This window comes from Microbulbifer marinus, assembly GCF_900107725.1.
Classification (GTDB): domain Bacteria; phylum Pseudomonadota; class Gammaproteobacteria; order Pseudomonadales; family Cellvibrionaceae; genus Microbulbifer; species Microbulbifer marinus.
Window position 1 is genome coordinate 85246 of record NZ_FNQO01000004.1, and the last position, 26359, is coordinate 111604.

The 26359-nt window shown below is 60.0% G+C and carries 22 protein-coding genes; 4 read left to right on the top strand and 18 right to left on the bottom strand.

Going from position 1 to position 26359, the window contains the following annotated elements:
- Nucleotides 1-319: 319 nt before the first annotated feature.
- The 6 genes from BLW36_RS14855 to BLW36_RS14880 all read right to left on the bottom strand — a co-directional run bounded on the left by BLW36_RS14855 (nucleotide 320) and on the right by BLW36_RS14880 (nucleotide 8362).
- Complete coding sequence (locus tag BLW36_RS14855) at nucleotides 320-1387, bottom strand: lipocalin-like domain-containing protein (protein WP_091390536.1); 1068 nt, start codon at nucleotides 1385-1387, stop codon at nucleotides 320-322.
- Nucleotides 1380-3752: an ABC transporter permease gene (locus BLW36_RS14860; protein WP_091390538.1), complete on the bottom strand. Its 2373-nt coding sequence runs from the start codon at nucleotides 3750-3752 to the stop codon at nucleotides 1380-1382. Before BLW36_RS14860 ends, BLW36_RS14855 begins: the two co-directional genes overlap by 8 nt.
- Nucleotides 3728-4414, bottom strand: a complete 687-nt coding sequence (locus tag BLW36_RS14865; protein WP_091390540.1) for an ABC transporter ATP-binding protein — start codon at nucleotides 4412-4414, stop codon at nucleotides 3728-3730. The genes BLW36_RS14860 and BLW36_RS14865 overlap by 25 nt, the downstream gene beginning before the upstream one ends.
- 176 nt (nucleotides 4415-4590) lie before the next feature.
- Nucleotides 4591-5976 carry a M28 family metallopeptidase gene (locus BLW36_RS14870; RefSeq protein WP_091390542.1) on the bottom strand — a complete coding sequence of 462 codons (1386 nt, stop codon included), beginning with the start codon at nucleotides 5974-5976 and terminating at the stop codon, nucleotides 4591-4593.
- 191 nt (nucleotides 5977-6167) lie between these two features.
- Entirely contained in the window at nucleotides 6168-7379 is a 1212-nt protein-coding gene (locus tag BLW36_RS14875) for a PQQ-dependent sugar dehydrogenase (RefSeq protein ID WP_091390543.1), read from the bottom strand.
- 251 nt (nucleotides 7380-7630) lie between these two features.
- The gene (locus tag BLW36_RS14880; RefSeq protein ID WP_091390545.1) at nucleotides 7631-8362 is read right to left on the bottom strand and encodes a FadR/GntR family transcriptional regulator; all 732 of its coding nucleotides are present in this window, start codon (nucleotides 8360-8362) and stop codon (nucleotides 7631-7633) included.
- A 672-nt stretch (nucleotides 8363-9034) separates the two neighbouring features.
- Here BLW36_RS14880 and BLW36_RS14885 point away from each other — a divergent pair.
- Nucleotides 9035-9331 (top strand): c-type cytochrome, encoded by a 297-nt coding sequence (locus BLW36_RS14885; protein ID WP_091390547.1) that lies wholly within the window; start codon nucleotides 9035-9037, stop codon nucleotides 9329-9331.
- A 215-nt stretch (nucleotides 9332-9546) separates the two neighbouring features.
- Here the strand turns inward: BLW36_RS14885 and BLW36_RS14890 are convergent, their stop codons facing one another.
- Nucleotides 9547-11286, bottom strand: coding sequence for a nitrite reductase (locus tag BLW36_RS14890; RefSeq protein ID WP_091390561.1), 1740 nt, complete (start codon nucleotides 11284-11286; stop codon nucleotides 9547-9549).
- A 143-nt stretch (nucleotides 11287-11429) separates the two neighbouring features.
- Nucleotides 11430-12974 (bottom strand): NosR/NirI family protein, encoded by a 1545-nt coding sequence (locus BLW36_RS14895; protein WP_091390567.1) that lies wholly within the window; start codon nucleotides 12972-12974, stop codon nucleotides 11430-11432.
- Between the two features lie 72 nt (nucleotides 12975-13046).
- Between BLW36_RS14895 and BLW36_RS17260 the strand changes: the two genes are divergently transcribed.
- Genes BLW36_RS17260 through BLW36_RS14910 form a run of 3 tightly spaced genes read left to right on the top strand, consistent with a single transcriptional unit; the run spans nucleotide 13047 to nucleotide 15746 of the window.
- Complete coding sequence (locus tag BLW36_RS17260) at nucleotides 13047-13475, top strand: hypothetical protein (protein ID WP_139304920.1); 429 nt, start codon at nucleotides 13047-13049, stop codon at nucleotides 13473-13475.
- 14 nt (nucleotides 13476-13489) lie between these two features.
- Nucleotides 13490-15553: a TonB-dependent receptor plug domain-containing protein gene (locus BLW36_RS14905; RefSeq protein ID WP_091390574.1), complete on the top strand. Its 2064-nt coding sequence runs from the start codon at nucleotides 13490-13492 to the stop codon at nucleotides 15551-15553.
- Nucleotides 15554-15557: 4 nt separating this feature from the next.
- Nucleotides 15558-15746, top strand: coding sequence for a hypothetical protein (locus tag BLW36_RS14910; protein ID WP_091390576.1), 189 nt, complete (start codon nucleotides 15558-15560; stop codon nucleotides 15744-15746).
- Between the two features lie 13 nt (nucleotides 15747-15759).
- Here BLW36_RS14910 and BLW36_RS14915 read toward each other — a convergent pair whose 3' ends face one another.
- From BLW36_RS14915 to pepB, 10 genes are all read right to left on the bottom strand, one after another.
- A complete protein-coding gene (locus BLW36_RS14915) occupies nucleotides 15760-17583 on the bottom strand; it encodes a nitric oxide reductase activation protein NorD (protein WP_211567223.1) in 1824 nt (607 codons plus the stop codon).
- Nucleotides 17584-17638: 55 nt separating this feature from the next.
- A complete protein-coding gene (locus tag BLW36_RS14920; RefSeq protein WP_091390580.1) occupies nucleotides 17639-19075 on the bottom strand; it encodes a cbb3-type cytochrome c oxidase subunit I in 1437 nt (478 codons plus the stop codon).
- A gap of 4 nt (nucleotides 19076-19079) precedes the next feature.
- The gene (locus tag BLW36_RS14925) at nucleotides 19080-19520 is read right to left on the bottom strand and encodes a c-type cytochrome (RefSeq protein WP_091390582.1); all 441 of its coding nucleotides are present in this window, start codon (nucleotides 19518-19520) and stop codon (nucleotides 19080-19082) included.
- A gap of 265 nt (nucleotides 19521-19785) precedes the next feature.
- A complete protein-coding gene (locus BLW36_RS14930; RefSeq protein ID WP_091390584.1) occupies nucleotides 19786-20004 on the bottom strand; it encodes a hypothetical protein in 219 nt (72 codons plus the stop codon).
- Nucleotides 20005-20028: 24 nt separating this feature from the next.
- A complete protein-coding gene (locus BLW36_RS14935) occupies nucleotides 20029-20811 on the bottom strand; it encodes a CbbQ/NirQ/NorQ/GpvN family protein (RefSeq protein WP_244506281.1) in 783 nt (260 codons plus the stop codon).
- A gap of 16 nt (nucleotides 20812-20827) precedes the next feature.
- Nucleotides 20828-21508 carry a Crp/Fnr family transcriptional regulator gene (locus BLW36_RS14940; protein WP_091390588.1) on the bottom strand — a complete coding sequence of 227 codons (681 nt, stop codon included), beginning with the start codon at nucleotides 21506-21508 and terminating at the stop codon, nucleotides 20828-20830.
- Between the two features lie 600 nt (nucleotides 21509-22108).
- On the bottom strand, nucleotides 22109-22513 hold the full coding sequence (locus tag BLW36_RS14945; RefSeq protein ID WP_091390590.1) for a hypothetical protein: 405 nt from the start codon (nucleotides 22511-22513) through the stop codon (nucleotides 22109-22111).
- A 2-nt stretch (nucleotides 22514-22515) separates the two neighbouring features.
- Nucleotides 22516-23367 (bottom strand): VOC family protein, encoded by an 852-nt coding sequence (locus tag BLW36_RS14950; RefSeq protein WP_170833231.1) that lies wholly within the window; start codon nucleotides 23365-23367, stop codon nucleotides 22516-22518.
- Between the two features lie 188 nt (nucleotides 23368-23555).
- Entirely contained in the window at nucleotides 23556-24581 is a 1026-nt protein-coding gene (locus BLW36_RS14955; protein ID WP_244506286.1) for a DUF3667 domain-containing protein, read from the bottom strand.
- Between the two features lie 405 nt (nucleotides 24582-24986).
- Entirely contained in the window at nucleotides 24987-26294 is a 1308-nt protein-coding gene (pepB, locus tag BLW36_RS14960) for an aminopeptidase PepB (protein WP_091390596.1), read from the bottom strand.
- Nucleotides 26295-26359: the final 65 nt, after the last annotated feature.

Consider the following 26359-nt stretch of genomic DNA (forward strand, 5'->3'; position numbering starts at 1 on the left):
CGGCACGTCACCTTTCTGTTGAAATGAACGAATGAATTGGTTGGCGCGCCAAAAATTTAAACTGTTGGGCATATATTTACAGCGGCATTCCGGCCGGTGCACTGCCGGCAGCGACAAAACTAGTGTAGAAGATGCAATACTAGCCGTCCTGTTACTGAGAACATCGGGTAAACGGCCCTTTTCTTGGCCTTTCAGATTATCGAACTGGTGTTGCCGAATAGCGCGGGCCGCGAGAAAAGATCACGACAGGATCAAACGCTATTGGAGCACGAAGCTGGCGTCGGTCACGGCGTAGGGCTGTGTGCGGAGGCCACCGTCGTCAATCTGCGTACCCGGTCATCTCCAGATAGCCTTCACCGGAGTGACTGCCGCTGACGCTGACCGGCCCCTCCCAGTAGCGCAATTGGCCCGGGTTCCAGTAATCACCCGGCCAGGAGCGAATCTCTAGATCCAGCCCGGCCGCCGGCAACTGCATCTGCCACACCACCGGCACACGACCGAAGCGGCTGTCGCGGTACTCGCTCGGCTGGAGGCTGAAGTCATCGGCGCCTAGCGTTCGGGCGCTACCATCGGCCGCCACCAAGGTGCCGGTGAAATAGGGTTCATCGCCGCGGATGCGGAACAGCATCAGGTGGCGGCCGTCCTGCAGATGCAGCGCCAGCCAGTCCCAGCCTTGCTGATCCGGCTGCAAGTACTGGCTGCTCCATTCGCGGTCGAACCAGCCCTGCCCTGCCACCTGAAAGCGCTGGCCGTCCGTTATTACCTCGCCGTCGATCGCCAGCAGGGGATAGCTGAAATACATCGAGCCGCCGCCACCCGTGGATTTGGCGCTGAAGCCGCGGTCGCCATTTAGCACCGGGGGCAGACGCGGCTTCAGATGCAGCCGGTAGGCGAAGTCTTCGCTGTCCACCGCCAACGACCAGTTCCCTGAATGGTTACTTTCGAGCTGCCAGTGATCGATCCAGGCCCTGAATGGCTGCACCGTTACGCCGGCCTGGCCGGTACCGCCACGCGCGCTGCGGGCCGCGAAGCGGTGGTCGTTGGGGCGGCTGAGCGCAGCGTGAGCCAGCCAGATTTCATCGCGACGCCAGCCCGATTCCTTCTCTTGGTATGGTCCTGGCCGCAAACCGATGCGGAACAATGTCCACTGCACACCGAAGCGCTCGCCGTCGGCGCCGTGCAGGTTCGCTGTCAGGTACCACCATTCGAGACGATAATCCCGGTGCGGCCCCATATCCTCCGGCAGGCTGACGGTCATGCCCGGCGCCGCCTGGGTGAAACCCGCGGGCGATTCGCGCAGGGCGCCGAGCGACACTTCGCGATCGGCAGACTCACCGCAGCCGCTCAGCAAAAACACCAATAGCACTATCCGGCTGGCACTATTCATTCTTCAGCGTCTCCAAGTGCACCGGATCGCGCATCAGCGCACCTACGAAGGCGCCGATCAGCATGCACACCAGCCAGACCTGTAGCCAGAAACCAGGGTATAGATGCAGCGGTAGCGCCCAACCAAAGGCGGCCGGATTGACGCGGGCCACCAGCACCCAGCAGAGGAAAATACCCAACGGCGTCGCCAGTACCCCCAGCAAGCCGGTAATCAGCATACTGTGCACAAGCAATCGCCGGCGCAGACGTCGCCGCGGCACGCCATAGACATGCAGCAGGGTGTAGCTACGCTGCCGCAAGCGGAAAATCACTAACCCCATCAGTGCCAGCGCAGTACCGGCCAATGCCAGCGTCAGGCCATTCAGCAACCGGGTCATCTGGAAGGTACGCGCAAAAGCGGCGTTGGCCGCGCGCTTCAGTCCCGTCTGATCCCGCAGTCGGCTGCCGGCCAGCCACGAATATTGCCCGGGCCAGTCCTGCCAATTGATTTTATTGGCCGCGGTCGTGCCGAGTACAAACGTCGTGTAGCTGCGGGGGAGAACATCCGGCAATGTCGCCAGCGGCAACAGCAGCTCGCCCTCGGGTCGGCCATAGTCGGCGTAAATGCCGATTACTTCGCGCGACTGCATCTTTGTGCCCAGGCGGAAGCGGATATCGTCACCCAATGCCAGCGACTGCCGGCGGGCGAGCTGTTCGTTGATCAGTACGCCCCGCTCCACTAGTGCACTCCAGGGGTCGGACACGGCGGCGAGAAAGGGCCATCCCCGCACCAGCGTCGAGGCCGGATCGATCGCCAGTACATCCACCGGCATCCGGTCGACCAGGCCGCGGCCGCGCACCATCGGTAATACGGTCTTCACGCCGGGCAGCGCCTGCAGTCGGCCGCGCCAGTCGGCAGCTGCTCCGTTTACCAGGGGGCGCCCGGGATCGAGATAGAGATCGCCCTGCAGGCGCTGGTCGAGCCAGCGGGCAAAGGTCGCTTCGAAGCCGGCGACCATTGCCTGCACGCCGATGGCCGCCGCGATCGCGAATGCCAGCGCCACCAGGGGCAATTGCAGCAATCGACACAGCGCGCGCATTTCGGCACAGGACCACTCCAGCAATGGCTGCCGACTGCGACGCTGCACCCGCGCCAGCAACCGATTCAGCAGCCCGGGCAGCAGCAGGCCGGCGCCGATCAGGCAGCCGGTGGTGGCGAGGAAAATCAGCCAGAGTTTTTCTGCCCCCAGCAGGACTGCCAGCGATACTGCAACCAGAATTAGGGGCACCAGAGTCGGCGTCGTCAGCCAGCGTCGCTTTTCCATTTCCGCCACCGTCCGTTGCTCACGGCGGCCGAGCATCAGCAGGTCGACGCCGGCCCAGCCGACGACGACGACCAGAATCAGCACCATGCCGAACCAGGTTTCCAGCGCCGGCGGGCTGCGCGCCAGGGTATCGACGCTGAACAGTCCACTGAGGGTACCCTGAAATCCGTCGGCCATTGCCGACGCCAGCCATTCACCGAGCAGGACACCGAGACTGGCGCCAACCAGCGCCAGCAATAGCACCTCCACTACCAGCGCCATCCGCAGCCGTGCGGTGCGGACACCGAGCCGCACCAGGATCTCGAGGCTGCGGCGGCGCTGCTCCAGCGCGAAGCGATAGATACTGCGCACCAGCAGCGCCGCCACCAGCAGTGCCAGCGCCCCCAGCGCATTGAGATTCAGCAGGAAGGCTTCCACCAGCGGATCCGGTTCGACGCCATAGTCTTCGATCTGACCGCGGTAGCCGGCGGGCAGCGGTAACCTATCGAGCTCCGCCGCCGGCAGCAGAATCTCGAGCCCCGCCCTTCCAGACGGCGCGAGCTCGGCAGCCACGGCGATATCGGTCAGCAACACACCTGACGGCAATCCTTCGGTTTCTTGAAGCTGGTATTCACCCATGCCCGGCAGCGACAGCCGCCGCCAACGCGCCAGGTCGCTGGCACTGCCGAGCAGTATCGGCTGATCGAGCTCCGCGACCAGTTCATCGACTACCGGCGTGCCGACACTGTACTGGCGCAGGCAGGCGGCACTGAACGGATCGATACCGACAACCTCCGGTGCCTCGCTCGCCGGAAACGTCACCTGCAACCGCGGCGAGGCGCAGAGACCCGCGCGGCGCAACTCGGCGAAATCTGCTACATCCACCGCTTGGCCGTCGACGCGCACGACACTCAGGCGCGGCTCCAGCGCGGCCCTGGATTGCGCAACGGCATCCTCGGCCCGGCCGGTCAGTGAGCGGACGCCACTCCACAGCATGGCGGCACAGATCAGGATCAGCAGCAGTCCGGCCAACTGACCGGGGTGGCGGCGGTAATGGCTCAGGAAGACAGTGCCGAGTCCCATGGGTTCAGGGCTCCTTGGCGCAGTTCCAGTACCCGGTCGCAGCGCCGGGCCAGCTCCGCGTTGTGGGTGACGATCAGCGCGCCCACCGTCCGCTCGCGGATGGCGTCGAAGAACAGCGGTATCGCCCGTTGGGCCGTCGCCTGATCGAGGCTGCCGGTGGGTTCGTCGGCCAGTATCAGTTCCGGCTGCATGGCGAAGGCGCAGGCCAGGGCGGCCCGCTGGCGCTGGCCGCCGGAAAGTTGATCGGGATAACGCTGTGCAGTGGCGGCAATATCCAGGTGCTCGAGCAATGCCTGGCCACCGTGCTGCTGCAGCCCGGCAAGCCCGGCGCGAAAGGCAATATTGCGCTCCACAGTGAGCGTTGGGATCAGGTTGCCGTCCTGGAACAGCGTCGCGATGCGCGTGCGGCGCAGTTCGGCCCAGTCGCCTTCGCCCAGTTCGGCCGCCTCCCGGCCGAACACCCGCAGCTGGCCGCTGTCGGGACGCAGTAGGCCGTTGAGCAGGTTCAGCAGCGTACTCTTGCCCGAACCCGACGGCCCGATAATGGCCACCGCCTCGCCGCGCCGCAGCTCGAGCGACAGCCCGCGCAGCACTTTGATGCGCTCACGGCTGGTGCGGTAGGAAACACAGAGATCCCGCGCCTGTATCAGGATATCGTTCAAGGTTTCTCCGATGCAGATTATTCCCCGGCTGTCAGCTCGGGCCGTCACAGTATAGAACCAGGCCGGGCAGCGATTTCGACATCCGGATAAGCGGCCGAAGCGGCAACAAAAAAGGGCCACATAAATGTATGTGACCCTTTACTCCGCGTCCGCAGATCGCACCCGGCTAGTACAGTTTATTCCGCGCCGGATTCCCCGGGATAAAAGGATCCCGCCGGCCCCGGGAATACCACCGGGCTCTCGAAGCCGTCCTTGCTCACGGAAGCCACGCCGAAGAAATAATTGTCGATCACAATATTTTCCAGCGTGTATTCATCGACATTACCGACGTAGCGGCTGTTGGTCCAGGTGGATTCGTCGGTCAGGCGCCAGTAGATCTTGTAGCCGGCCAGCAGGTTTTTCTCGCGCTTGTCCGCCGCCTGCCATTTCAGCGTTGTATTGGGCGATACGGCACCCTCGATCGTAACTTTGGCGGGCGGTGCCGGCGCCTTGGACAACGCGGCCATGGTCAGCGCATTGAGCGAGGTCAGCTTGGCGGCATAATCAAAGTTTACCCCCTCGATGACATCGCCGTAGCGGATGCCATTCTCGGTGCGCAGGTTCTGGTGCTGGCGGTTGTAATTCTCGTTGGTTTCCATGATGCGCACACCGGGATAACCGAGGTCGTTGAACGGGCGATGGTGGCCGCCGCGACCGAAGCGATCCAGACGGTAAATCATCATCACGTCCAGGTTGGGAATGTAGCGCTCGGCAATCTTGTGCACGTAGCGGCCCAGGTTGCGGGAGGGCGAATCGACTTCGCCACCGGTAAAGCGTCGCATGCGCGCATCATCGGCGCTTTCGTTCATGCGGGTACCCTCCATAAAGACCCGCGCGGTGGTGTTGTTGATAACGCCGTTGATGCCTTCGATATTGCCGATCATGTCGTTGTTCAGCACGCCGGTGATACGCCAGCCGCCCTTCTTTGCCGCGGCGGCCATGATCTTGCCGCCGAACAGCCCCTGCTCTTCGCCGGACAGGCCCGCGTAGACGATTGAACCGGCAAACTTATGCTTGCTCAGCACCCGCGCCGCCTCGATGGTACCGGCGAGGCCGGAAGCATTGTCGTTCGCGCCGGGGGAGTCCGATTTGTAGTCCATGACATCGGACACCCGTGAGTCGATATCGCCGGACATGATCACGTAGCGCCCGGGATCCACATTGCCGCGCTGCACCGCGATCACGTTCACCACCTCGGTGCGCGCGGGGATACGCTTCTCACCCTCGATAAAATCGGACTGGTAATAGACCTGAAGGCAGCCGTCGCAGTCGTCACTGATGCGCTTGAATTCCTCGTAGACCCAGCGCCGCGCGGCCCCGATACCGCGGGTGTCAGACTCGGTTTCCGACAGCGTGTGGCGGGTGCCGAAGCCCACCAGGGTACGGATATCCTTTTCTATACGGTCCGCGGAGACGTCCTGGCGGATTTCTTCCAGCAGAGCGGCATTGGTGTTCGGCTGTGACAGTGCAGGTGTGACCGCAGCGAGGGCAAGAACTGTAGGAATAAGGGTGAAGCGGCGCAAGATGGACCTCCGAGCGGGCAGTGTTATGAATATTATTGGGCAGATACTACCGCAAAAATAGCCGGCGATAACTCCAGTCCCGGGCGCGCTCCGGTTTTCGGCAGCTGCCTATGACCACCGGAGCAGGTGGGCACCACCAAAAGCTATAAGAACTTAAGGCGGTGTCCAGAGGCTGGAATTGCGCTCCAGCATCACCCTTTATAGGTGACCTTCCATATCTGACCATTGCGGTCATCGGCAATATAGAGCGCACCGTCCGGCCCCTGGGCCAGCCCGGTGGGACGATCATTGGAATCTTTGCCATGAAAGCCGTCGGCGAATACCGACCACTGGCCACTCACTTCACCTTTGCTGTTCATCGGTACGAATACCACATTAAAGCCAGCCTGCGGCAGCGGCGCTCGGTTCCAGGAACCGTGGAAAGCGATAAAAGCTCCGTTGCGATAGCGCTCGGGAAAGCCATCGCTGGTGTAGAAGATCAGATCATTGGGCGCCCAGTGGGCGGGAAAGCCGATCAATGGATCCGGATATTTACCCGCCTCGGCGCGCTTGCTGCCATCGCCGCCGTATTCCGGCGCCAGCATCCGCGCATTCACCATCGGATCCCAGTAGGTGAAGGGCCAGCCGTAATCGCCGCCGGGCACTGCGCGGTGGAATTCTTCCGCCGGCAGTTCCGCATTTTGCTCATCGTTGAAGTATTTGGGGAACAGCTGCGACAACTGATCGCGGCCGTGGCTGGCGAAATACAGGGCGTCGGCACTGTGATTCCAGTCCATCGCGAGCGCATTGCGGATACCCGTGGCATAGCGCTCGCCATCGACGCCGTGCCGCTGGCCCGGCTTGCTGGCGGAAAAGCGCCAGATACCGGCTTGCGATTCGAGCTGCGGGCAGGGTTTCAGACCCGGGCTGCCCGGCGTGCGCTGCTTCTGCTGGCAGGCATTCGACGGCGCACCCACGGTGACATACATGTTGCCCTTGCCATCAAACGTCATCGGCTTGGTCGCGTGTTGTGACTGGGGGGCGAAGCCGGAAACGATAACCTCGGGTACGGATGCGGGCACCGGTGTCTTCCCGAGGCGATAGCGTTTTACTTCGGTATCGGAGCTGAAATACAGATAGCCATCGTGGATCGCCAGGCCGGTGCCGGATCCTTCGCCGAAATAATGGCGTTCGTCGGCCGCACCGTCACCGTCGCTGTCGACCAGCGCTACCAGGCCGTGGCCCTGCACCGGCCGCATCAGCGAGGCATAGACGACACCGTTATCAGATACAGCCAGGTGGCGCGTCGCTCCCAGGTCATCGGCGAGCATTGAGACAGAAAAGCCCTCCGGCACGCTGACTGCGGCGCGTGCGGCAGTAGCTAGGACGAGAGCCGTGGCGGCGACAAACATGGAAAAACGCATTGCGGATCCCTTTAATTTATTTGTTGCCAACCCTACCCGCTTGTCGCGCGCTTGCCAATCTCCCCACCCGAACAGGGCCAGCCAGGCGGGCTGCATGAGACGAATAATACGGCGCTGTTGTCCGGGGAACGGTTTTGCAGCCCCGTGTCTTACCAATTACCGTAAGAACAACGAGATAAGGCCGCTACAGCAAAGAGGGCGAGACAGATACAGTTCCGCCGGAGCGTTACGTCCCCGCAAGGCGGCCAAGCTCAAGGCAGGGAGAAACGCTCGCGGGCGGCATTGACTTCGCGGCGCGCGGCTGCAAGAGCCTCGGCTTCAGTGGCGTCCAGCAACTGCTGCACCATCCGTTGCAAATGGCCGCGCATGGCATTACGCGCGCCATCGGCATCGCGCTTCTTAATCGCAGCCAGGATCTTGCGGTGCTCATCGATACGCCATTTGGAGCCGGCTTGACGCACCTTCTCCAGGACACGCGCTGATATCGACGAACTGTTGTGCAGCTGCCACAGGTGCTCGCATACGGAGATCACCGCGTCGTTGTGCGTACCGCGGGCAATCAGCACGTGGAACTTCTGGTCCATCGCTTCTGCCTCGGTATCCGCAGCATACTCGGCAATCATTTCCTCCAGCATTTGTTCCAGTTCGGCGATTTCTTCTTCGCTCATCCGCCGCGCGGCCAGACCGGCAGCCTCGCCTTCAAACATGATCCGCGCCTGTAGTATCTCGAAGGGATCTATATCGGTAGCGGTCGCCGCAAAGTTACCCGCATCCGCCACGTAGACACCCGAACCGCCCTTCACCTCCACACAACCGGCGATTTCGAGGGCAATGATCGCTTCCCGTATTGTCGGCCGGCTGACCTCGAAACGCTCCGCTAGCTTGCGTTCCGCGGGCAGGCGAGTGCCGGGCGGGTAGTCGCCAGCGGCGATAGCGGCAGCCAGTTGCTCCGCCACCTGCTGATATAGTCGCGCGCGCTGCATAAAGCGTGTCTCCAATTGGTCAATATAATCTGTCGACCAATTTAGCAGACAAGGCTTGACAGCGACAACCATCCTTCCTGCCAAAAGCGTCTTACCAAAATTCGAGAAAATTTAATTTAAGCCTTACCAATTCAATAGCAGATTGCCGCCAATCACAGAGCAAGGGTCGAAAAAATGGTACTTCCAGCCACGAATCGCGTTGTGGAACCAGCTACAAGATGGACTTAATGCAATTGTCCAGCACGACAAGGCCGTGCTGTGCCCCACCCAACTGTCGACCGGCAGCCCCGCATATTGGCCACTCTCCGTGGCGGCTCCCCAAGCTGTCCCGCTCAACCGCTGATCGAATGCTGATGTGAGGCGATGCCGGTGGACAGTACGGGGTTATCGATTTCGAAGCTCGCTATCGATAGGACACAGCAGGAGCTGCAAAATAAATGGTCGCGGCGATCAGCGCCTGCCGCTGGCAGTCAAAGGGCCAGGGGCCCCACCGAGCCACCCGCATAGGGACCAATACCACTCCCCCATAGATTGCTATCTGCTACAGGAGTTTGACGGTGCTTTTGCGGCGCAATGTGGGTATTTTGTCTGTTTCTTGATCTGCACGCGGTTCCCCCGAGTATGGGCGCGTTAGAATAGCCAGACTTCTATTCAGGAAAGGAGATTGCACCTATGAGATGGTCTATTGCCCTGATTGCATTGCTGGCCTCCACGGCAGTTTTCGCCGCCGGTGACCCCGCCGCCGGAAAGGAAAAGGCGGCCCTGTGTGCCAGCTGCCATGGTGCTGACGGTATCAGTCCCAACGACCTGTGGCCTAACCTGGCGGGTCAGAAAGCGGGCTATCTGGTCAAGCAGATGAAGGCATTCCGCGATGGCACCCGCAACGATCCGATGATGGCACCCATGGCAAAAAACCTGAGCGACGAGGATATCGCCGATCTGGCCGCCTACTACGCCAGTCTGAAGTAACGCCAACCGGGCAGCGCCAGCGCTGCCCGTTTCTTATGCCTGCCGCTTGACGCTAGCTCACGGCCAGTCCAATTCCCCTGTTACATTCAACACCAGCGCGAGGCCGGCTCGCGTCAATCCCGTATAGGTCTTTTTACTGAGTATGCCAGTACTTCACACAAATAAAGACCGGCGCCAGAGGCGCCGGTCCGGGTTTGTACTGTCACACCAATTGATCAATAAATATCGTGCTTGGTGTTGTACACATTGAATTTCCCGGTAGGCGTCTTGATGCGCGGATCATTGATAACCTTCTTCAACTTGCGCGTCTTGTCGTCTACCACCACGATAGCCGATGGCTGATCAATGCCGCTCCATACAGAGAACCACACCTCGTCACCGGCCTTATTGTACTCCGGCTGCACCACCCGCGCCGGCCCCTTGTCTGCGACACCAGCCCACTCCGCGATGGGAAGCACCTCGTATCCTGCATCCAGGTCATCGGCATTGAACACGGCCACCGACTGACTGATTTTGGCGTCCGGGTTGAGCGTGGTATCCACCCACAGGTTCTTTGATTTGGGATGAGTTTTTACAAACAGCGATCCACCGCCCTGCCCTTCCAGTACTTTAACCGCCTTCCAGGCTTGCTGCGGGTGTTTCTCCGGATCGGTGCCGATCAGGGTAATCTCGTTACTGCCCAGTGCACTGGTCGCCCAGACCGGACCGTATTTGGCGGTATTGAGATTTGCACCGCGGCCTGGATGTGGGATTTTGGTAACGTCCACCAGCGCTTCCATCTCGCGATCTTTGGAATCGACCACGGCAATCTTGTTGGATTGATTCGCCGCGGTCAGGAAATAGCGGTGGGTGGAATCCCAGCCACCATCGTGCAGGAAGCGCGCCGCCTCCAGAGTGGTTTCCGTCAGGGCATCCGGTTTACTGTAGTCAACCAGCAATACTTTGCCGGTTTCCTTTACGTTTACAATAAATTCCGGGTGCTGGTGCGAGGCGACGATGGCGGCAACGCGAGGCTCCGGGTGATATTCCTGGGTATCCACCGTCATACCGCGGGTGGAGACGATTTTCTTTGGTTCCAGATCGTCGCCATCCATGATCACGTACTGCGGCGGCCAGTAGGCACCGGCGATGGCCAGCTTGTCCTCGTAACCCTTGTACTTGGAAGTCTCTACTGAACGCGCCTCGGTGCCGATTTTAATTTCGGCAACGGTTTTCGGCACTTTCATGAACAGGTCGATCATATTGATCTTGGCGTCCCGGCCAATGGTAAAGATATAGCGGCCAGAGCTGGATGGGCGCGAGATATGTACCGCGTAGCCAGTATCCACGATCGCGATGATATCCTTACTGTCGCCGTCGATCAGCGCCACCTGACCGCTGTCGCGCAACGTGACCGCAAAGATATTGTCGATGTCGTATTGGTGTTGTGGCTTCTTGGGCCTGTCCTCCGGCTTGACGTACACCTTCCAGCTGTCGCGTATTTCCTTCATGCCGAATTCCGGCGGCGGCGATGGTATGTGTTGCAGGTAGCGCGCCATCGCGTCGATCTGCTTGGCGGTCATGTCGCCGGAGCTGCCCCAGTTGGGCATGCCCCCCGGCGTTCCCATATCGATCATCACCTTCAGGTAAGCGGTACCCTTTGGCTGTGTTACGTCCGGCGTAAGCGGCTTGCCGGTGGCACCTTTGCGCAGCACGCCATGGCAGCCGGCACAGCGCTCAAAATAGATTTTTGTGGATTCCGCCCATTCTGCCGAGGTGATTTCCGGACCGTTGGGATGAAGCGTCATCTCCCCGGCATCCGTCATATGCGGCGCGCCCATATAGCGCCGCTCACCTTCGGTAGTGCCCGGATGGTCCGTCTTCTTTTTCTCGTCTTCCTGCGCATACAAGGCGCCGGCGGACAATGTTGCTATGACCAAGCTCAGGGCGCTCAGCCTGCCCAATGTATTTTTCATCACAGATGCTCTCCTTCACCTTCCCAGCTTCAGATCAATTTTGTGGCCCGGCCGCAGCACTATCCTTGACAAAGGTCAACTTTCGGCAATGCGTGAATCAATTAACCACAAAGAGTTACCACGTGAATTTATTGGTACAAGTATCAGCGCACTTCCGTGGTGCCGATCAAATTCCCGGACTGTTGTTTTAGTGCCCGCTGCTCCCTGCGCTTGCGTTTTTCCACCAGCGGGGGGCAGGTATATTCGTCCCAGTAAAGAACCTGGCAACGCAGACAGTAGTGACATTCCGAATCGATAATTTCTCCGGTTGGCTTTATCGCATCAAGCGGACAGGCCTTAGCACATGCCTGGCAAGGGTGCCCGCATTCCTTGCGCCGGCGCAGCCAGTCGAATACGTGAAAGCGGCTGAAAATACTTAGCGCGGCACCGAGCACGCAGAGATACTTACAGTAAAAACGGCTGTTAAACGCGGCGATCAACAGTAGTCCCAATGCATAGGCGACATAGATGAATTCACGCTGGAACAGCAGTCCAAAGGTGGTCTTGAACGGCTCGACTTCCAGTAACGGCGCAACCCGCGCCATTGAGCCCAGAGAGACACCAACCAGAATAATGAGCAGAAAGTACTTGATCGCCCACAGGCGCTCGTGCACCACCGATGGAAAGGTGAACTGCGGCAGCCTCAACTTGCGCGCGGCCTTGTAAATCAGCTCCTGCAGCGCACCGAAGGGGCACAGCCAACCGCAATAGACGCCGCGCCCCCACAGCAGGATCGTACAGGCTACAAATGCCCACAGCATGAAAATGGCGACATCGTAAAGCAGAGACTCCCAGAACAGCGTCTGGCCGAGGCGCTGGGCAAAGGCGAATAAGTTAACCGCTGACAGCTGTGCCCCCAGATACAAACCGATATATAACACGGTAAATATCAGGTAACCGGTGCGGACATATTCATATCGCTGTTTCTTTTTCACCAGCCAGTCTTGAAAGAAAAGGATACCGAGCAGAAAAATCAGCGCGGCACCCAGCAGCGTTACCGTGGCGTAATTTTCCCGCAGGAAATCGATGCCATTAATTTCCTCTTGCGGCGCAGCCCCCGCTCCACGTTCAAGGCTATCCTGGACGGCCGCAGACACCTCTTCGGGGTGCTTGCGCACGGCATCCAGCACTTCCTTCGCCGATCGCATGACGGAGTGGTTGATCACCATTGAGGTTATGGTCGCGCCGGTAATGCCATCGACCCCCTGGTAGCCCGCCCGATCGAAGGCTCCGATACGCACACGTTGTTCGGCATTAATACCCGCGTACTGACCGATAAATTCCTGCAGTTGTCGGTCTTCAACACCGATGACCAGAACAGGTTCTTCGTGGTGCAGTATTTTTACACCGCGTATTTCTCCGTCGACACTCATACCCACTAAGAGGGATATCGGCTTGCCAGAATAGGCAGGGATCGGTGTTATCTCATCGGTAATGAACAGGTAACCGATCAGTGCATCGCTATCAAATACCGGGCGCGCCGGGATATCATTCAGGACAGGCGCTATTTTTTGCGCATTGGGAAAAAAAAGTGTGGCACTCTGCAGGGAAAGGTCATGTAGCTCACCGGTACCGTGAGGTGCCGCCCTGCTAGCACTGGCAGAAAGAAAGACCAAAACAGTCAGGACGATAAAAGCGATTTTATGCATTTCGCAACTACCCGGTTGAGTCTCAGGACTCTACACAGAAAACCGGCTTAAAGGAAATGACTGAAGTCAATCATGCGCAAGTTAACTCTAACAATCCGCAGTTTCACTACAACATTAATAGCGCTCCTGTGTTCGTTCATGCCTGCGGCACTGGCGCAGGAATCCACTGACGAACAAGGGCTCGTCAATGAACGGCTGCCATATACTGCGCGTGATATGGAGCAGATGTGGAAGCTGGACTGTACACAGATAATCGCTGTCATACTCGCAGGGCCCGATACCGAACGGGCCGACAGCACAGAAGCACTTCCACCTTCACTGCGCACACAACTCGATTTGTGTGGTTATATTTACAACGATCGCGAACGTCGCTTTTTCCGCCAATGCCCCGATTATCGTGGGGCCTATCAACTCCTCGAAACACAGCAATTCATACTCGATGAAGAATTGCTTGATGCGCTGACCGAAAAACTCACGGACTGTCCCCAACCCGATCAATAAAAAGGAACCTCGCAATGTCCCGGAAAAAATTCCCGCTGAAAGTGCTCGCGCTGGCACTTGGTGTAACCAGCAGCGTCTCCCTCGCACAGCAGGGCGAACTGGAAGAGATTGTCGTCACGGCAACCCGCACCGAAAAACCCGTATTTTACAGTCCGCGGGCCACCACGCTGGTGACCGCAGAGGAGCTGGCGCAGAATACCGGACAGAGCGTGGCGGAGCTACTCAAAGACGTGCCCGGCGTCAGCATCATTGATTCCGGCCAGGCGGGTATGCAGCGGATCCGCCTGCGTGGAGAGGATTCGTCACGGGTTGCGGTGCTGGTGGACGGACAACAGATCACCGATCACCGTGGCGAAGGCGTGCCGCTTACGCTGGACATGGATACCATCGAGCGCATCGAGGTAGTACGCGGGTCTGGCTCCGTACTGTATGGCTCCCAGGCATTAGGTGGTGTAGTGAACTTCATTACCAGGAAAGGTGGCAGTAAACAGTTCGCCGCTGATCTGGGCCTGAGCCACAACGGTGCCACCAGCGGCCAGACATACAGCGGTTCGGTCTACGGCCAACTGGCAGGCACCGCGTACCGATTGAGCAGCATCGACAACGATCTGGGCCTGCGAAACACACCCGCGGGCGAACTGGACAATACCGCGGCGCAAAACAGTGCCTGGTCGCTGTACCTGGGCCGACAGTTTGACAAACATCGCCTGGAAGCGCGCGTCGAGGATGTAGAGGCCAACGCCGATGTGTATATCGATCCCCAGGTCATCATCGATAACGGGCTCACCGATTTCACCATGGCCATTCCGCAGCGTGACCGGCGCAAGGCCGCACTGTTTTACAGCGGAGACAACCTCAGCCAGTCGCTGGTGAAGCTGCAGGCCAATGCCTATCGGCAGGTCAGTGATCGTATTTTCCAAAACGCGACCTACTCGCCGTTTATGGAGACCGCCAGCAGCACCGACTCCCAGCTGGAGACCCGCGGCGGCCTGGTGCAGGCGGACTGGTCACTCAGTGACAGCCATTACCTGATTGCCGGGCTGAGCAGCTTGCGTGACGATCTGGTGCAAGACCGCCTGAGCACCCTCGCCTTCCCTACGATGCCATTTCTCGATCGGCAGACGCCCGGCCACGACGAAGCACAGTTGCAATCAGACGCACTGTATCTGCAGGACCAGTGGGCGATTACCGACGACCTTGAGCTGGTGGCCGGTGCGCGACACTACCGTATGCGCAGCGAACTGCTGGAGACGGATCGCCCGGACCTGGAGGTAGCCGAGCAGCGGGACAGCAAGACGATCGAGGCCGTGTCGCTGGTGTGGGAATTTGCTCCGCGCGCACTGCTGCGCGCCTCCTACAACGAAGGTTACGTCTTTCCATCACTACTGAATACGGCCGTGGGTGCACAGGCGGGCAGCCGCTACGTCAATCCGAACCCGCAACTGGCTCCAGAATCTTCTGACAATTTTGAGCTGGGACTGCGTCTCGAACGCGATAACTGGTCGCTGGACCTGGCTACCTTTTACACCGACGCCGACAATTACATCGACCACCTGTTCTGTACGGCTGCGGACAACTGCCAGATCCCCGGCTCATCCAGCCGCCCTAGCAAGATCTATAAAAACGTCGGCCGTGCCGAGACGCTCGGCACGGAAATGATATTGAGCTACGCTATCAGTGACTCCCTGGAACTCTACGGAACCACTACCTGGATGCAGCGGGAAATCCAATTCAACACCACACCCGACAGCACTGCCACCGACAACAGCGGCATCCCGTCACTGCGCGCGGTCGCGGGCCTACGCCAGTCCGGGCGGCTCGCACAGTCGGACTACTGGCTCGACCTGTACTTACGCGGTGAAAGCGATTCCGCCGAAGAGGATGAGGCCGGAACAATCACGGATAACGCCGGCTGGGGCACGGTCAATCTTGCCGCCGGCATCGAGCTTGGAGGCGAGCAGCGCTACCGGCTGGTACTGCGCGGCCTGAACCTGGGCGACAAACTCTACTCCAGCGCGACGGAAAACCTGCTGGCGCCCGGTCGCCATGTGCAGCTGAAACTCAGCGTTCACCTGTAAAGCCATGCGCTGCGTCTACTGCAATACGGAGAACGAGACCGGCAGCAGCCGCTGCCGGCACTGCGGCATGCCGCTGCCGCGCGAGGAGCTGCGCGATCGGAAGCGGTTGCGCCGTCCGTTCCTGTGGCTGTTCTGGCTGGTGGTGATTTTCTGTGCGGTGATGATTTTCTTGTTACCGCGCTCGCTCGGCTAGCCCGTAATTGCGCTCAGTGAGTCAGCTGGTGATACAGCTCCGGCAGCCGCAGCGGCAGATGCGCCGGGTGGTTGAGCACGGTGAAGCCGTTCTGCCCGAACAGATAGGGCAAATACTCCTCGGCGCTGCGGTCGATAGTGATACAGAACGGATGCAGACCCGCACGGCGGGCCTCTGACAGGGCCTCGCGCGTATCCTCGATACCGTAGCGCCCCTCGTAACGGTCGATATCATTGGGCTTGCCGTCCGACAGGATCAGCAGCAGCTTTTTCTGCTGCGGCTGGTCCCGCAGGATCAGTGTCGCCTGGCGTATCGCCGCGCCCATACGCGTGTAGAAACCCGGCCGCATGGCCAGCAGGCGGCCGCGCACCGGATCGCCGTGGGGTTCGGCAAAATTCTTGAACAGCGTAAAGCGCACCTGCTGGCGCCGCACGGAGGAGAATCCGTAAATCGCGAAACGATCGCCGACGCTGGCCAATGCCTCGGCACACAGCAGCAAACCATCGCGCACGACGTCCACCACACGATTGTCCTCATCCAGCGCCGCATCCGTCGACATAGACAGATCCGCCAGCAGCAGAGTCGCCATATCGCGATGGGTTGCCCGGAACGACTGGTAGACACCGGGTTCCGGGGCGTGACCGGCGAGGCGTGAAGCGCAGAAATCCGCCCACGCCTTCAGGTCTATTTCCTCTCCCTGCAACTGGGACCGCAGCCAGCAGCGCTGTGTCCGCAACTGCTCGAACTGGCTGCGCAACAGCGCCGCATCGCGTCGCAAGTGCTGCGGCAGTGGTGCCGGGTCGCCGTTGCGCGGATAGTAGGCCTGGAGACACACGTGGTCTTCCAGCAGGCGCCGGCGGTGCCAGTCCCACTCGGGCAGGCGAATCCCATCCCCCAGCGGCAGGTCGTCGTAGGCTTCGGAAGGCAGGTCCAGACTCAGCCGGATGGAAGAGCTGCGCTGATTGCGCTGCCGCGACAGCACGATTTTTTCCATGTCCTCGGCCGCGGCCGCAGCGTCTTCGTCCTCTGTGTCGTCTTCGCTGCGCTCGAGGTTCACATATTCCGACCAGCTGAACAGGTTTTCCAGCCGGAACAGCATCAGCCCGTCGCGCCGCTCGCGCTCCTCCGCACGCTCACCACGCTTGCGCTCACTCAGGCTCTGGGTGCTGCCGGCCGTGCAATCGCCCTCTTCGGGAATATCGGCGGCGACCGCGAGCGGGTCGTCAAGGGCAGCCTGCGGATAGAGCCACAGCGGCACCGGCTGCGGCGCACGGTTCGCACGCGGAAGATCTGTGGCGGTCTGCGGGTCGAGCAGCGCCCGGCGGATGGCCCGCTCCAGTTCAGCCTCGTCATCGGGCAGGGATTCCGGTGCGGGACGCAGCGGCAACAGCGCCTCGACCAGGCGCCGGTAGCGCGGACGCAGCGCCGGAAACTGCGTTAATGCCTCGGTGACGAGGCGCTGATTGTCCAGCGCCCAATTGCGATACTGCTGCGGGCTGCGCGCGGCCAGTATCGCCAGCCACAGGTACAGGTCGCGGTTTAGCGACTGCTGCGGAAAGACTTGCAGCAGCGGCGGCAGGCGCAATGCGTCGCCATCCTGCCAGGCAATCACCGCACTCTGCGCACTGCCGGCGAGGCGCTGCAGCCAGCTGCGACGAACGAATACTTCCTGTGCACTGGCCGCCTCAATACGCACGCCGGGCGCACCGCCGAGCGCGCGAAACAGCACCCCGATCGTTTTCTTTTCCGCCTCCAGTTCAACTGCCGCGGCGGGAAAACCGCGGTCGGCCCGGCGCGTGATGAACTTGTGCCAGCGATTGCCGATCCACTCTTCCAAAATCCGCCCTCAAGGCAGCACCGCACCTCCGCCAGGCGAAGGCACGATGACCAACTCAGATTTGTGCCCTGGCCCGGGCCGCCTTCATCGCGGCGACATCGGCCGCTTCGCCTTTGACGAAGAAGCTGGCGAAGTAGACCACCAAACCGATCAGGAAGATGACACCGGCCAACTCACGTGCCCAGTAGAAGATATTCAGCTGCTGCTGGGTGTTCATAAAACTGAGCGCCGCGCCGCTCTCCGGTAGGCGCTGCAACCAGACCTGCACCACACCGGCGGCGGTCAGAAACAGCGTAATGAACACCATGGACACAGTCATCAGCCAGAAGCCCCACATCTCGGTGACCTGCGCACGATTGGGAGCGGCCTGACCCTGGCCGCGGATGATGGGCATGGCATAGGAGATGATGGTGAGCACGATCATCGCGTAGGCACCGTAGAAGGCCATATGGCCGTGGGCGGCCGTGATCTGCGAACCGTGCGTGTAGTAATTCACCGGTGACAGTGTGTGCAGGAAGCCCCAGACCCCCGCGCCGAGAAAGGCCATTACACTGGTGCCCATGGCCCACAGGGCAGCGGCCTGATTGGGGTGCTCCTTGCGGCGGTGGTTGATGGCATTAAACGCAAACAGCACCATGGCGAAAAATGGTAGCGGTTCCAGCGCAGAAAATATGGAGCCCAGTGGCTGCCAGTAGGACGGCGTGCCGATCCAGTAATAATGGTGGCCGGTGCCAATGATGCCGGTTATCAGCGCCAGGCCGATAATCACGTAGAGCCACTTTTCGATCACTTCCCGATCGACGCCGGTCACCTTGATCAGGACGAATGCGAGGATCGCTCCCAGGATCAGTTCCCAGACTCCCTCCACCCACAGGTGCACTACCCACCACCAGTAGAACTTGTCCAGCACCAGGTTTTCCGGGTTGTAGAACGCAAACAGGAACATCACCGCCAGCCCCACGAGCCCGGTCATCAGTACCATATTGATGACCGTTTTACGGCCCTTGAGCACCGTCATGCCGACGTTGTAGAGGAATCCGAGTGCGACAATCACAATCCCCACCTTGATGATTGTCGGCTGTTCGAGAAATTCCCTGCCCATCGTCGGCAACAGATCATTACCGGTAATGCTGGCCAGCGTTGCGTAGGGCACCAACAGGTAGCCGAGCACGGTGAGGGTACCGGCAACCGCGAATACCCAAAACAGTATCCATGCCAGCAGCGGCGAGTGCAGTTCCACATCCGCCTCTTCCGGCACCAGGTAATAGGCGGCCCCCATAAAACCGAACAGCAACCACACGATCAACAGGTTGGTGTGCACCATGCGGGCGACGTTGAAGGGAATTGCCGGAAACAGGAAATCACCGATGATGTACTGCAGCCCCATGATCAGGCCAAACAGAATCTGGCCCGCAAACAGGATCAGCGCGAAGACAAAATAGGGCTTGGCCACGCTCTGCGAGGCGAATTTTAACGTGCTGGTATTTGTCATTGCCTTATCCCTCCACATTCGGCGGCCAGTCTTGCGTGTTGATCTCCGACGTCCACTTGAGGAACTCGGCCAGGTCGTCAACCTGCTGGTCGGTCAGGTTGAACTGGGGCATCTTGCGCCGCCCCGGTGCCGGCAGCGGCTGTATTTTCATCCACGCGGCAAAGTATTGTTTGAAACTTGCATCGCCTCCGCGCCGCACGTAGACATTGCCCAGTTCCGGCGCATAGTAGGCGCCCTCGCCGAGCAGGGTATGGCAGCCGATACAGTTATTTTCCTCCCATACCAGCTTGCCGCGCGCCACCGCCTCGGTCAGGTTTTCCTCATGACTCGTCTGCGGCGCTTCGCGCGTTGTATGGAAGGTGAGCGCGAGAAACAGCAGGATGCAAAACAGGCTGCCCCCGTAGTAGATATTTCTGGCGGCTCCCTTGGTGAATTTCTCTGCCATATCTGCTCTCCTGAGAGTTCTCGGTAAGGAATAGCGCTAGCCGAGCGACCACTTTCGCGCTGAACTGAATAATTCGCCGGACCAGCATTCCTGCTGGCCGTGACGGACAGCCGCCTGTGCTGCACCGGCAATAAAAGTTGTTCAGAATACCGGTGGACGATTGCTGGCCGCACGCATCAGACCATGGGCACCGATCAACACCAGCAGGCCGTGAATACACACCCAGCCGGTCACCAGTATCGCAATCGCCGTGGCCGATTTTCCGCTAAAAAAAAACGTAACTAATCGGCACAATAACCAGTGTGAGCCCGCCGATCAGCGCCCATTTGATCGCGCTCGCGAGATGTTGCCGGTGCAGCGACTCCCCCTCTGTAGCCGTGCGGTACCAAATCGCTAGCAACAGAATAAAGGCGATACCCGGTAACAACAGAAAATTCAGCAGATACAGAATCTGCGCACGCATCGCGATACGCCGTTCGAACACTGCGTTGCCGTTTCCGTGCAAGGGTCAGGTCTCGCCAAAGTGCAAATCCACTAACGCCATCAGCGCCTGCAGGACATCTGCGTCGTCGCTCAGTGGCTCGACGATACAACTGCCGCAAGCACGGACTGGCGATACCCCGCTGTTGATCATACGGCCGGCGTGGATCAGCAAGCGGGTGGAAGCGACCTCCTCCAGGTCGTGTTGCTCAAGTCGCCGCAATGCATGTCCGAGCTCCACCAGGCGCGCGGCAACAGCAGGCGCGACATCCGCCTCCCGACAGACGATATCTATTTCATGTTCCCTATGCGGATAGCCGAAGTTCAAACAGACAAAGCGCTGCCGGGTGCTGGGTTTCAGGCCTTTGAGCAGGTTCTGATAGCCGGGGTTATAGGACACCACCAGCGTAAATCCCGGTGCCGCCTGCAGTTCTTCCCCAGTACGCTCCAGCGGCAGGGTGCGGCGATCATCCGCCAGCGGATGGAGGATCACCGTCGTGTCCTTGCGCGCCTCGACCACTTCATCCAGATAGCAAATCGCTCCCTCGCGCACGGCGCGCGTCAGCGGGCCATCCTGCCAGTAGGTACCGGTACTGCCGATCAGGTGACGCCCGACCAGGTCCGCCGCGGTCAGGTCGTCGTGGCAGGCGACGGTATAGAGCGGCCGCTCGAGCTTGCGCGCCATATACTCCACGAAGCGAGTTTTGCCGCAGCCAGTAGGCCCCTTGATCAATATCGGCAACTGCTGCAGGTGCGCGCTCTGGAACAGTTCGATTTCATCGGCTTGGGGCTGGTAGTAGAGTTCGGACAATAGCGTTTCTCCTAGCTCAGGCGGGCTGCAGCATTTCATGCAGTTGGGGTCTATCGAGAATACGAATCTTGCGTCCATCCACCTCGACCAGGCCCCGGTTACTCATCTGGTGCAGTGCACGGGACAAAGTTTCCGGGGTGATACTCAGGCGCGAAGCCAGCACATACTTAGAGAGGGCCAGGGTAATCTGGTCCGAGCTGCGACGGGCACTCTCCTTCAGGACAAAGGCCGCGATCCGCTCGGTAGCGGACTTAAGAGAATAGCTTTCGACATCTGCGATCAGTGCATGCAACTGATGCGACAGCACACACAGCATACTGCGCGCAAACTGCGGATCGCTCGCGATCCTGGCAAAGATAAACTCGCCGCGAACAAATATCACCAGCGACTCACACAACGCCTGTGCCAGCACCGGATAGGGCTTGGCCAGAAACATGGCCGCCTCGCCGAAGCTGCCGCCGTCGGTGACTATCTCAACGACCTTTTCAGCACCTCGAGGCGCCTGCAGTGCGAGCTTGATACGTCCATGCACCACAACGTAAAAGCCGGTTGCAGTTTCTCCCTGCTGAAAGAGGTTTTCGTTTTTGACCAGGTTATGGGGGGTACAATATGCCAATAACTCCTCACATTCTGCGGGAGTAAATTGCGAGAAAATCGGCTGGTGCTTCAATACGCCTGCGTAGTCGATTGCGCGCATGGCTTCTCGTCGTGGCTTTTGTTTATATCAATGTTCCTCGACCAAATAGCAATTTTCAATTGAATGGCGTTGGACTACCCATTAATTTCCCCATCGATCAATTTTCACACAGGGATGTCGAGCATTATCGCGCCTCAATGCCGCCTGTTCGCTTTCCCCGTCACCTCCCGCCGCGCGAATCCGTTGCAGAAATATCCGCCAGCAGCTGCCCGATGCCCGCGAGATTGTCGAGGCCGCGAGCGAAGCCGGTCACTGGCGCGGTGCCATGTATTCGTCTCACACGAGCAGACTGGATGGTAGCGTTTATTGATTCGAAGTTGTGGCCGTCGCGTCACGCCGGTGGATCAGTGGCCCGCAAGTGGGACCACTGTTACTCGGCAGTTGCAGGCGTCTTTTTTGGACTTTTATGCGGGTGTTGGTGGTAGCGAATATTTTTGCGCGGACTTTTTCGGGGCGTGAGTCCTGCACGCCATGTCGGAAGTGTGGTTATTCCATGCAAAATATTGTTACACGGGCAAGCCGTCTGCACCGATTGAAAATCGGCATATAGGCATGATGTTTTCCCCGGTTGCGCCCGGCGGAACCTCGTTACACTGACGTTCAGAAGTCGAAGCCACCCAGATCGAGGCCCATGCCCATGTCTCCGCCGAAGTCCGGCATGCCCATATCGGGCGTAGACGGCAGGGTCACGGCTTCCGGCATTCTCGGTGCCTCTACCCCCCAGTCCGGATCGACTTCACGATCGATACCACCACCGCCACCACTGCCGCCACCGGGCGGCACCACAACGATCGGCCGGCGGAAGCCGACCCACGGGCGCCACGCATGGCCGTAATAATGGCTGCGATAGTGCATACCGGCGCGCACCCTCGGCGCGCTCCTTACCTTGGTGCCGCTACTTTGATAGCCGCTACTACTGCTGCCGGCGCAGCCGCTACCGAGAGTCAGCGGGACGGTAATAGCCACGGCCGCGGCAACGGCCAGCAATCTGTTCAATGCCGTCATGGTTACTCGCCTCCCGCCTGTATCGCAAACACCCCGCCGGTGGGATCGGCGACGATGGCGATATCCGCATTCAAGTCGCCCTTCATCGGCGGGATCAGGATTCTGCCACCGTTTTTCACTACTTTGCGCGCGGTCGCATGAACGTTTCTGACCTTCATATACAGCAGCCAGTTCGAATCGACATCGGCCAGCGGCGTGCGCAGGATAGTGGCGCGGGCAACGCCGTCACGGCCGAGGATTCTGTAGTCCTGACCCTGTTGGCCCCTGCGCGTGACCGCCTTGTAACCGACAACCTTGTCGTAAAATTGCACCGTGGCATCGGGGCGCTCAGTCCACAATTCCGGCCACAGCCACTCGTTGTTGCGCGCCGGGCCATCCGCCGGGTCGCCGTTTTCATTGCGCAGCAGCATGACCACGGCACCGTTCGGGTCCTCGATCACCGCCGCACGGCCGATACCCGGCACATTCTGCGCGGGTTCGATGACCTTGCCACCATTGCCCGTCGCAGCTCTGACAGCTGCATCCACGTCGGTCACCGAGATGGAGGGCAGCCAGATGGAACCATCCTGCGGCACCCCTGCGCCGGTGTAGGTAGCCAGCGTCGCGACCGGCTCGCCACGCACAAAAGCATCGATATAACCCTCGGCGTCGTTACGCCGGAGCTGCCAACCGAACACCTGGCTGTAGAAGTTGGCGGCGGCATTCAGATTGGTCGTCAGCAGGTCGGCGCGCACTATCTTGCCGGGCAAATAAGTGGCGGCCGCCAGCGGTGGCGCCTGCACGGCGGCAAGCAGCAGTGCCGCGATCGCCATAAATCGTCGCGGCCACTGGCGGTACGGATGAGTGGCGTCCATATATGCCTCCAGAATGACTCTCGGCGCAAAGCACAGCATTAGGTATAGACGGTGGGGGAGGCGAGCACAATAACGTCACTCGGCTGACGCCCGGGCGCGGAAACGCTTTATACGAGAGAAAAATACGGAGATATCGTGGAGGTCGGAAGCGCCGCCGCGATGGCGCGACGGCAATCAACGAACGGCGATTACATCCAAGCGAGGCTGGTCAGAACGGTAAGGGTTGCGCCGAATGCCAGCAGTAACGAATAGATGACTCCCAGCACGTAAAACTTCACCAGGGTCATTGCCCAGCCCTGAGCGTAAACGCGTTTCTGCATCAGCAACAGGTAGAGTGGCATCCACAGGCACAGGAGCAAGATCGCCCAGCTGCACAGTGAATCGATAATGGAATAGGCCTGCAGCCACTCCTGGATGTCTATCAACAGTGTTACCAGCAGCACCGCCAGGCACAGGAAGGCGTGGCTGTGCAGCGCCACTATCAAATGTTCCATATACAGCCGCCGCTGGAACAGGTACAGCAACCACAATATCAATGCGAACAATGGCAGGAGTAAAAACAGCGTCGCCGGGATGGCGCTGAGAAAAGCATCCTTGAAGCGATTTGGATCCTCTTTCATCACCTTGATATTGTCATTGGCCCTTACCGCCCGCGCCGTGAGCCAGTCGTTGACGGCGGCGGGCAGGCCAGCGATATTCACCGGCTGCACACGGGGGTCCCAGCAACTGTCACTGAGGCCGACCAGGCAAAATTCTCCGCTGATGGAAGCTTGCTCCGACAACTCGACGGCGGGCACTTTGCCCTGTAACACCGCGATGCGCTCTTCGGCCTGTTGGCGCACCTCCGTCTCGGCGATTTTCAGCGCATCCAACGCGGGGGAATTTTCGTCACTCTCTTCAATGGCCTGCCGCAGCTCGTGCAGTGTCTGGTCGCGCAACCGCTGCACTTCCTCTACCGATTCCGCCTTGGCAATTTGACTGCTGATAACATTGATGTCCCAGTCGCTGCTCAGCTGCACGATAAAGAACGTGGTCAGACACAGGAATATAAACAGCCGCACCGGGCTGACGTAGCGCACCCGGCGCCCGGCCAGATATTCCGCGGTCAGGTAGCCCGGCCGCGACACCAGCGGGCCGAGCGTACGCGTCAGGCGGGAATCCAGTGCCAGCAGCGTGTCAAAAAAGTCGCCGACAATGCTGGAGAATTGCCGCACCAAACCTTTCACCGGCTGCCCACAGGCATAACAGTGGGGGCCGAGAAGTTGAGTGCCGCAGTTGGCGCACTGCGCCGGAAGTTTGGCGGGAGAGCCCGCGGTATCAGATGAACTGGTCAATTTTCTAGTTATCGTTATTTCACTGACAGGGAAACCGGCGCTAGCAAAGCGGACTTTGCGCCTGACTTTGCGTCTATTTGCGCCTATGAGGCGCGCCGGAGATTGTTATGTCGTCGATATTAGCGCGATTTTGCGATGAAGCATACCGCGCCAACAATCACCAATGTTGCCGGCGGCCATTCGGCTACCTGGAGGCTGCCGGAGTGCCTTCGCTAGGGGGTATTGGACGGGCACCGCATCCATGACAAGGGATACGGTGCCGTCTCGCGTCCAGCTTACTGTTACTCAGCTTTCCTGCAGGAAGCGCGCAATCGTGCGCAGGCCGTGGCCCTTGGCACCCTGGGCCCAGAGATCATTGGCACCCGGCTGGTAGGAACCGGACAGGTCCATATGCACCCAGTTGCGGCCCTGGTCACGCACAAAGCGGGCCAGGAAGGCCGCCGCGGTTGAGGCGCCGGGGCTGCCGTCGATGCCGACATTGGCGATCTCGGCGAAGCCGGACGGTATCTGCTCCAGGTGGAACGGCTCCAGCGGCAGACGCCAGGCTTTTTCGTTTTCCGCCGCGGCGGCATCCAGCACTTTCTGTGCGGTGTCGTCCTCGAAGCTGAGCACCGAGTTGTAATCGCGCCCCACCGCCATCTTGGCGGCGCCGGTCAGCGTGGCGGCGTCGAGAATCCAGCGCGGCTCCTGCTCCGAGGCCGCGATCAGGCCGTCCGCCAGCACCAGCCGTCCTTCGGCGTCGGTGTTCAGGATCTCCACGGTAACGCCGTTCTTGTACTTGATGATATCCCCCAGCTTGTAGGCGTGGCCGGAGATCAGGTTTTCCGCACAGCACAGGTAAAGCTTGACCCGCTTCTGCAGGCCGCGCGCGATCGCCAGCGCCAGGCCACCGGTGACCATCGCCGCGCCGCCCATATCGGACTTCATCGTCGCCATGCCGGCAGACGGCTTGATGCTGTAGCCGCCGGAATCGAAGGTAATGCCCTTGCCCACCAGGCAGATATCCACCGGCGCGTCGTCACCGGAAGGGTGGGAGCCTTCAGCGCCGGGGTTATAGTCCAGTTGCAGCATCACCGGCTCGCGCACGCTGCCGCGGCCGACATTGTGAATACCGACAAAGCCCTCGGTCAGCAGATCGTCGCCGGCGATGATCTTGTAGCTGACCGCATCCGGCGCCAGCTTCTGTAGCATTTCCGCTGCGCTCTCCGCCAGTACCCGCGGTGACACCTCGTCCGGTGTGCCGTTGGTGATTTCCCGCACCCAGCGCGCCGCTGTCTCGCGAGCATTGAGCTCTTTCAGTTCCGCTGCCTTTTCCGTGCCCCAGTCGAGCCGGTTGTCGTTGCGCGGATTGAAGTAACCGGCCCAGAAGGCCCAGCGGCGCTCCAGATCCCAGCCGTCGCCGCTGAGTTCCACGGCGGATATTCCCATGCCGTCCAGTCGGCGCGCCGCGCGCTGGGCCGCGACCAGCGGCGCACCGGTGGCCTTGGTCGCGTGCACTGTGGCGCCACGACTGGTAAAGCTCAATAGCGCCTTCTCACCCCAGGCATCCGTCGCTGCGGATTCAACCAACTGGACCTGCATTGCCTTAGTCATACAACACCTTCTTTTGAAAACTCTTGTGCGAATTATGTGTGCAATCCGCCGGCATTCTAACAGGC

Bases quoted from the DNA above. Each gene is read 5' to 3' on its own strand.
- BLW36_RS14855 (WP_091390536.1), bottom strand. From the start codon at position 1,387: ATGAATAGTGCCAGCCGGATAGTGCTATTGGTGTTTTTGCTGAGCGGC.
- BLW36_RS14860 (WP_091390538.1), bottom strand. From the start codon at position 3,752: ATGGGACTCGGCACTGTCTTCCTGAGCCATTACCGCCGCCACCCCGGT.
- BLW36_RS14875 (WP_091390543.1), bottom strand. From the start codon at position 7,379: ATGCGTTTTTCCATGTTTGTCGCCGCCACGGCTCTCGTCCTAGCTACT.
- BLW36_RS14880 (WP_091390545.1), bottom strand. From the start codon at position 8,362: ATGCAGCGCGCGCGACTATATCAGCAGGTGGCGGAGCAACTGGCTGCC.
- BLW36_RS14885 (WP_091390547.1), top strand. From the start codon at position 9,035: ATGAGATGGTCTATTGCCCTGATTGCATTGCTGGCCTCCACGGCAGTT.
- BLW36_RS14890 (WP_091390561.1), bottom strand. From the start codon at position 11,286: ATGAAAAATACATTGGGCAGGCTGAGCGCCCTGAGCTTGGTCATAGCA.
- BLW36_RS14895 (WP_091390567.1), bottom strand. From the start codon at position 12,974: ATGCATAAAATCGCTTTTATCGTCCTGACTGTTTTGGTCTTTCTTTCT.
- BLW36_RS17260 (WP_139304920.1), top strand. From the start codon at position 13,047: ATGCGCAAGTTAACTCTAACAATCCGCAGTTTCACTACAACATTAATA.
- BLW36_RS14905 (WP_091390574.1), top strand. From the start codon at position 13,490: ATGTCCCGGAAAAAATTCCCGCTGAAAGTGCTCGCGCTGGCACTTGGT.
- BLW36_RS14910 (WP_091390576.1), top strand. From the start codon at position 15,558: ATGCGCTGCGTCTACTGCAATACGGAGAACGAGACCGGCAGCAGCCGC.
- BLW36_RS14920 (WP_091390580.1), bottom strand. From the start codon at position 19,075: ATGACAAATACCAGCACGTTAAAATTCGCCTCGCAGAGCGTGGCCAAG.
- BLW36_RS14925 (WP_091390582.1), bottom strand. From the start codon at position 19,520: ATGGCAGAGAAATTCACCAAGGGAGCCGCCAGAAATATCTACTACGGG.
- BLW36_RS14940 (WP_091390588.1), bottom strand. From the start codon at position 21,508: ATGCGCGCAATCGACTACGCAGGCGTATTGAAGCACCAGCCGATTTTC.
- BLW36_RS14945 (WP_091390590.1), bottom strand. From the start codon at position 22,513: ATGACGGCATTGAACAGATTGCTGGCCGTTGCCGCGGCCGTGGCTATT.
- BLW36_RS14950 (WP_170833231.1), bottom strand. From the start codon at position 23,367: ATGGACGCCACTCATCCGTACCGCCAGTGGCCGCGACGATTTATGGCG.
- pepB (WP_091390596.1), bottom strand. From the start codon at position 26,294: ATGACTAAGGCAATGCAGGTCCAGTTGGTTGAATCCGCAGCGACGGAT.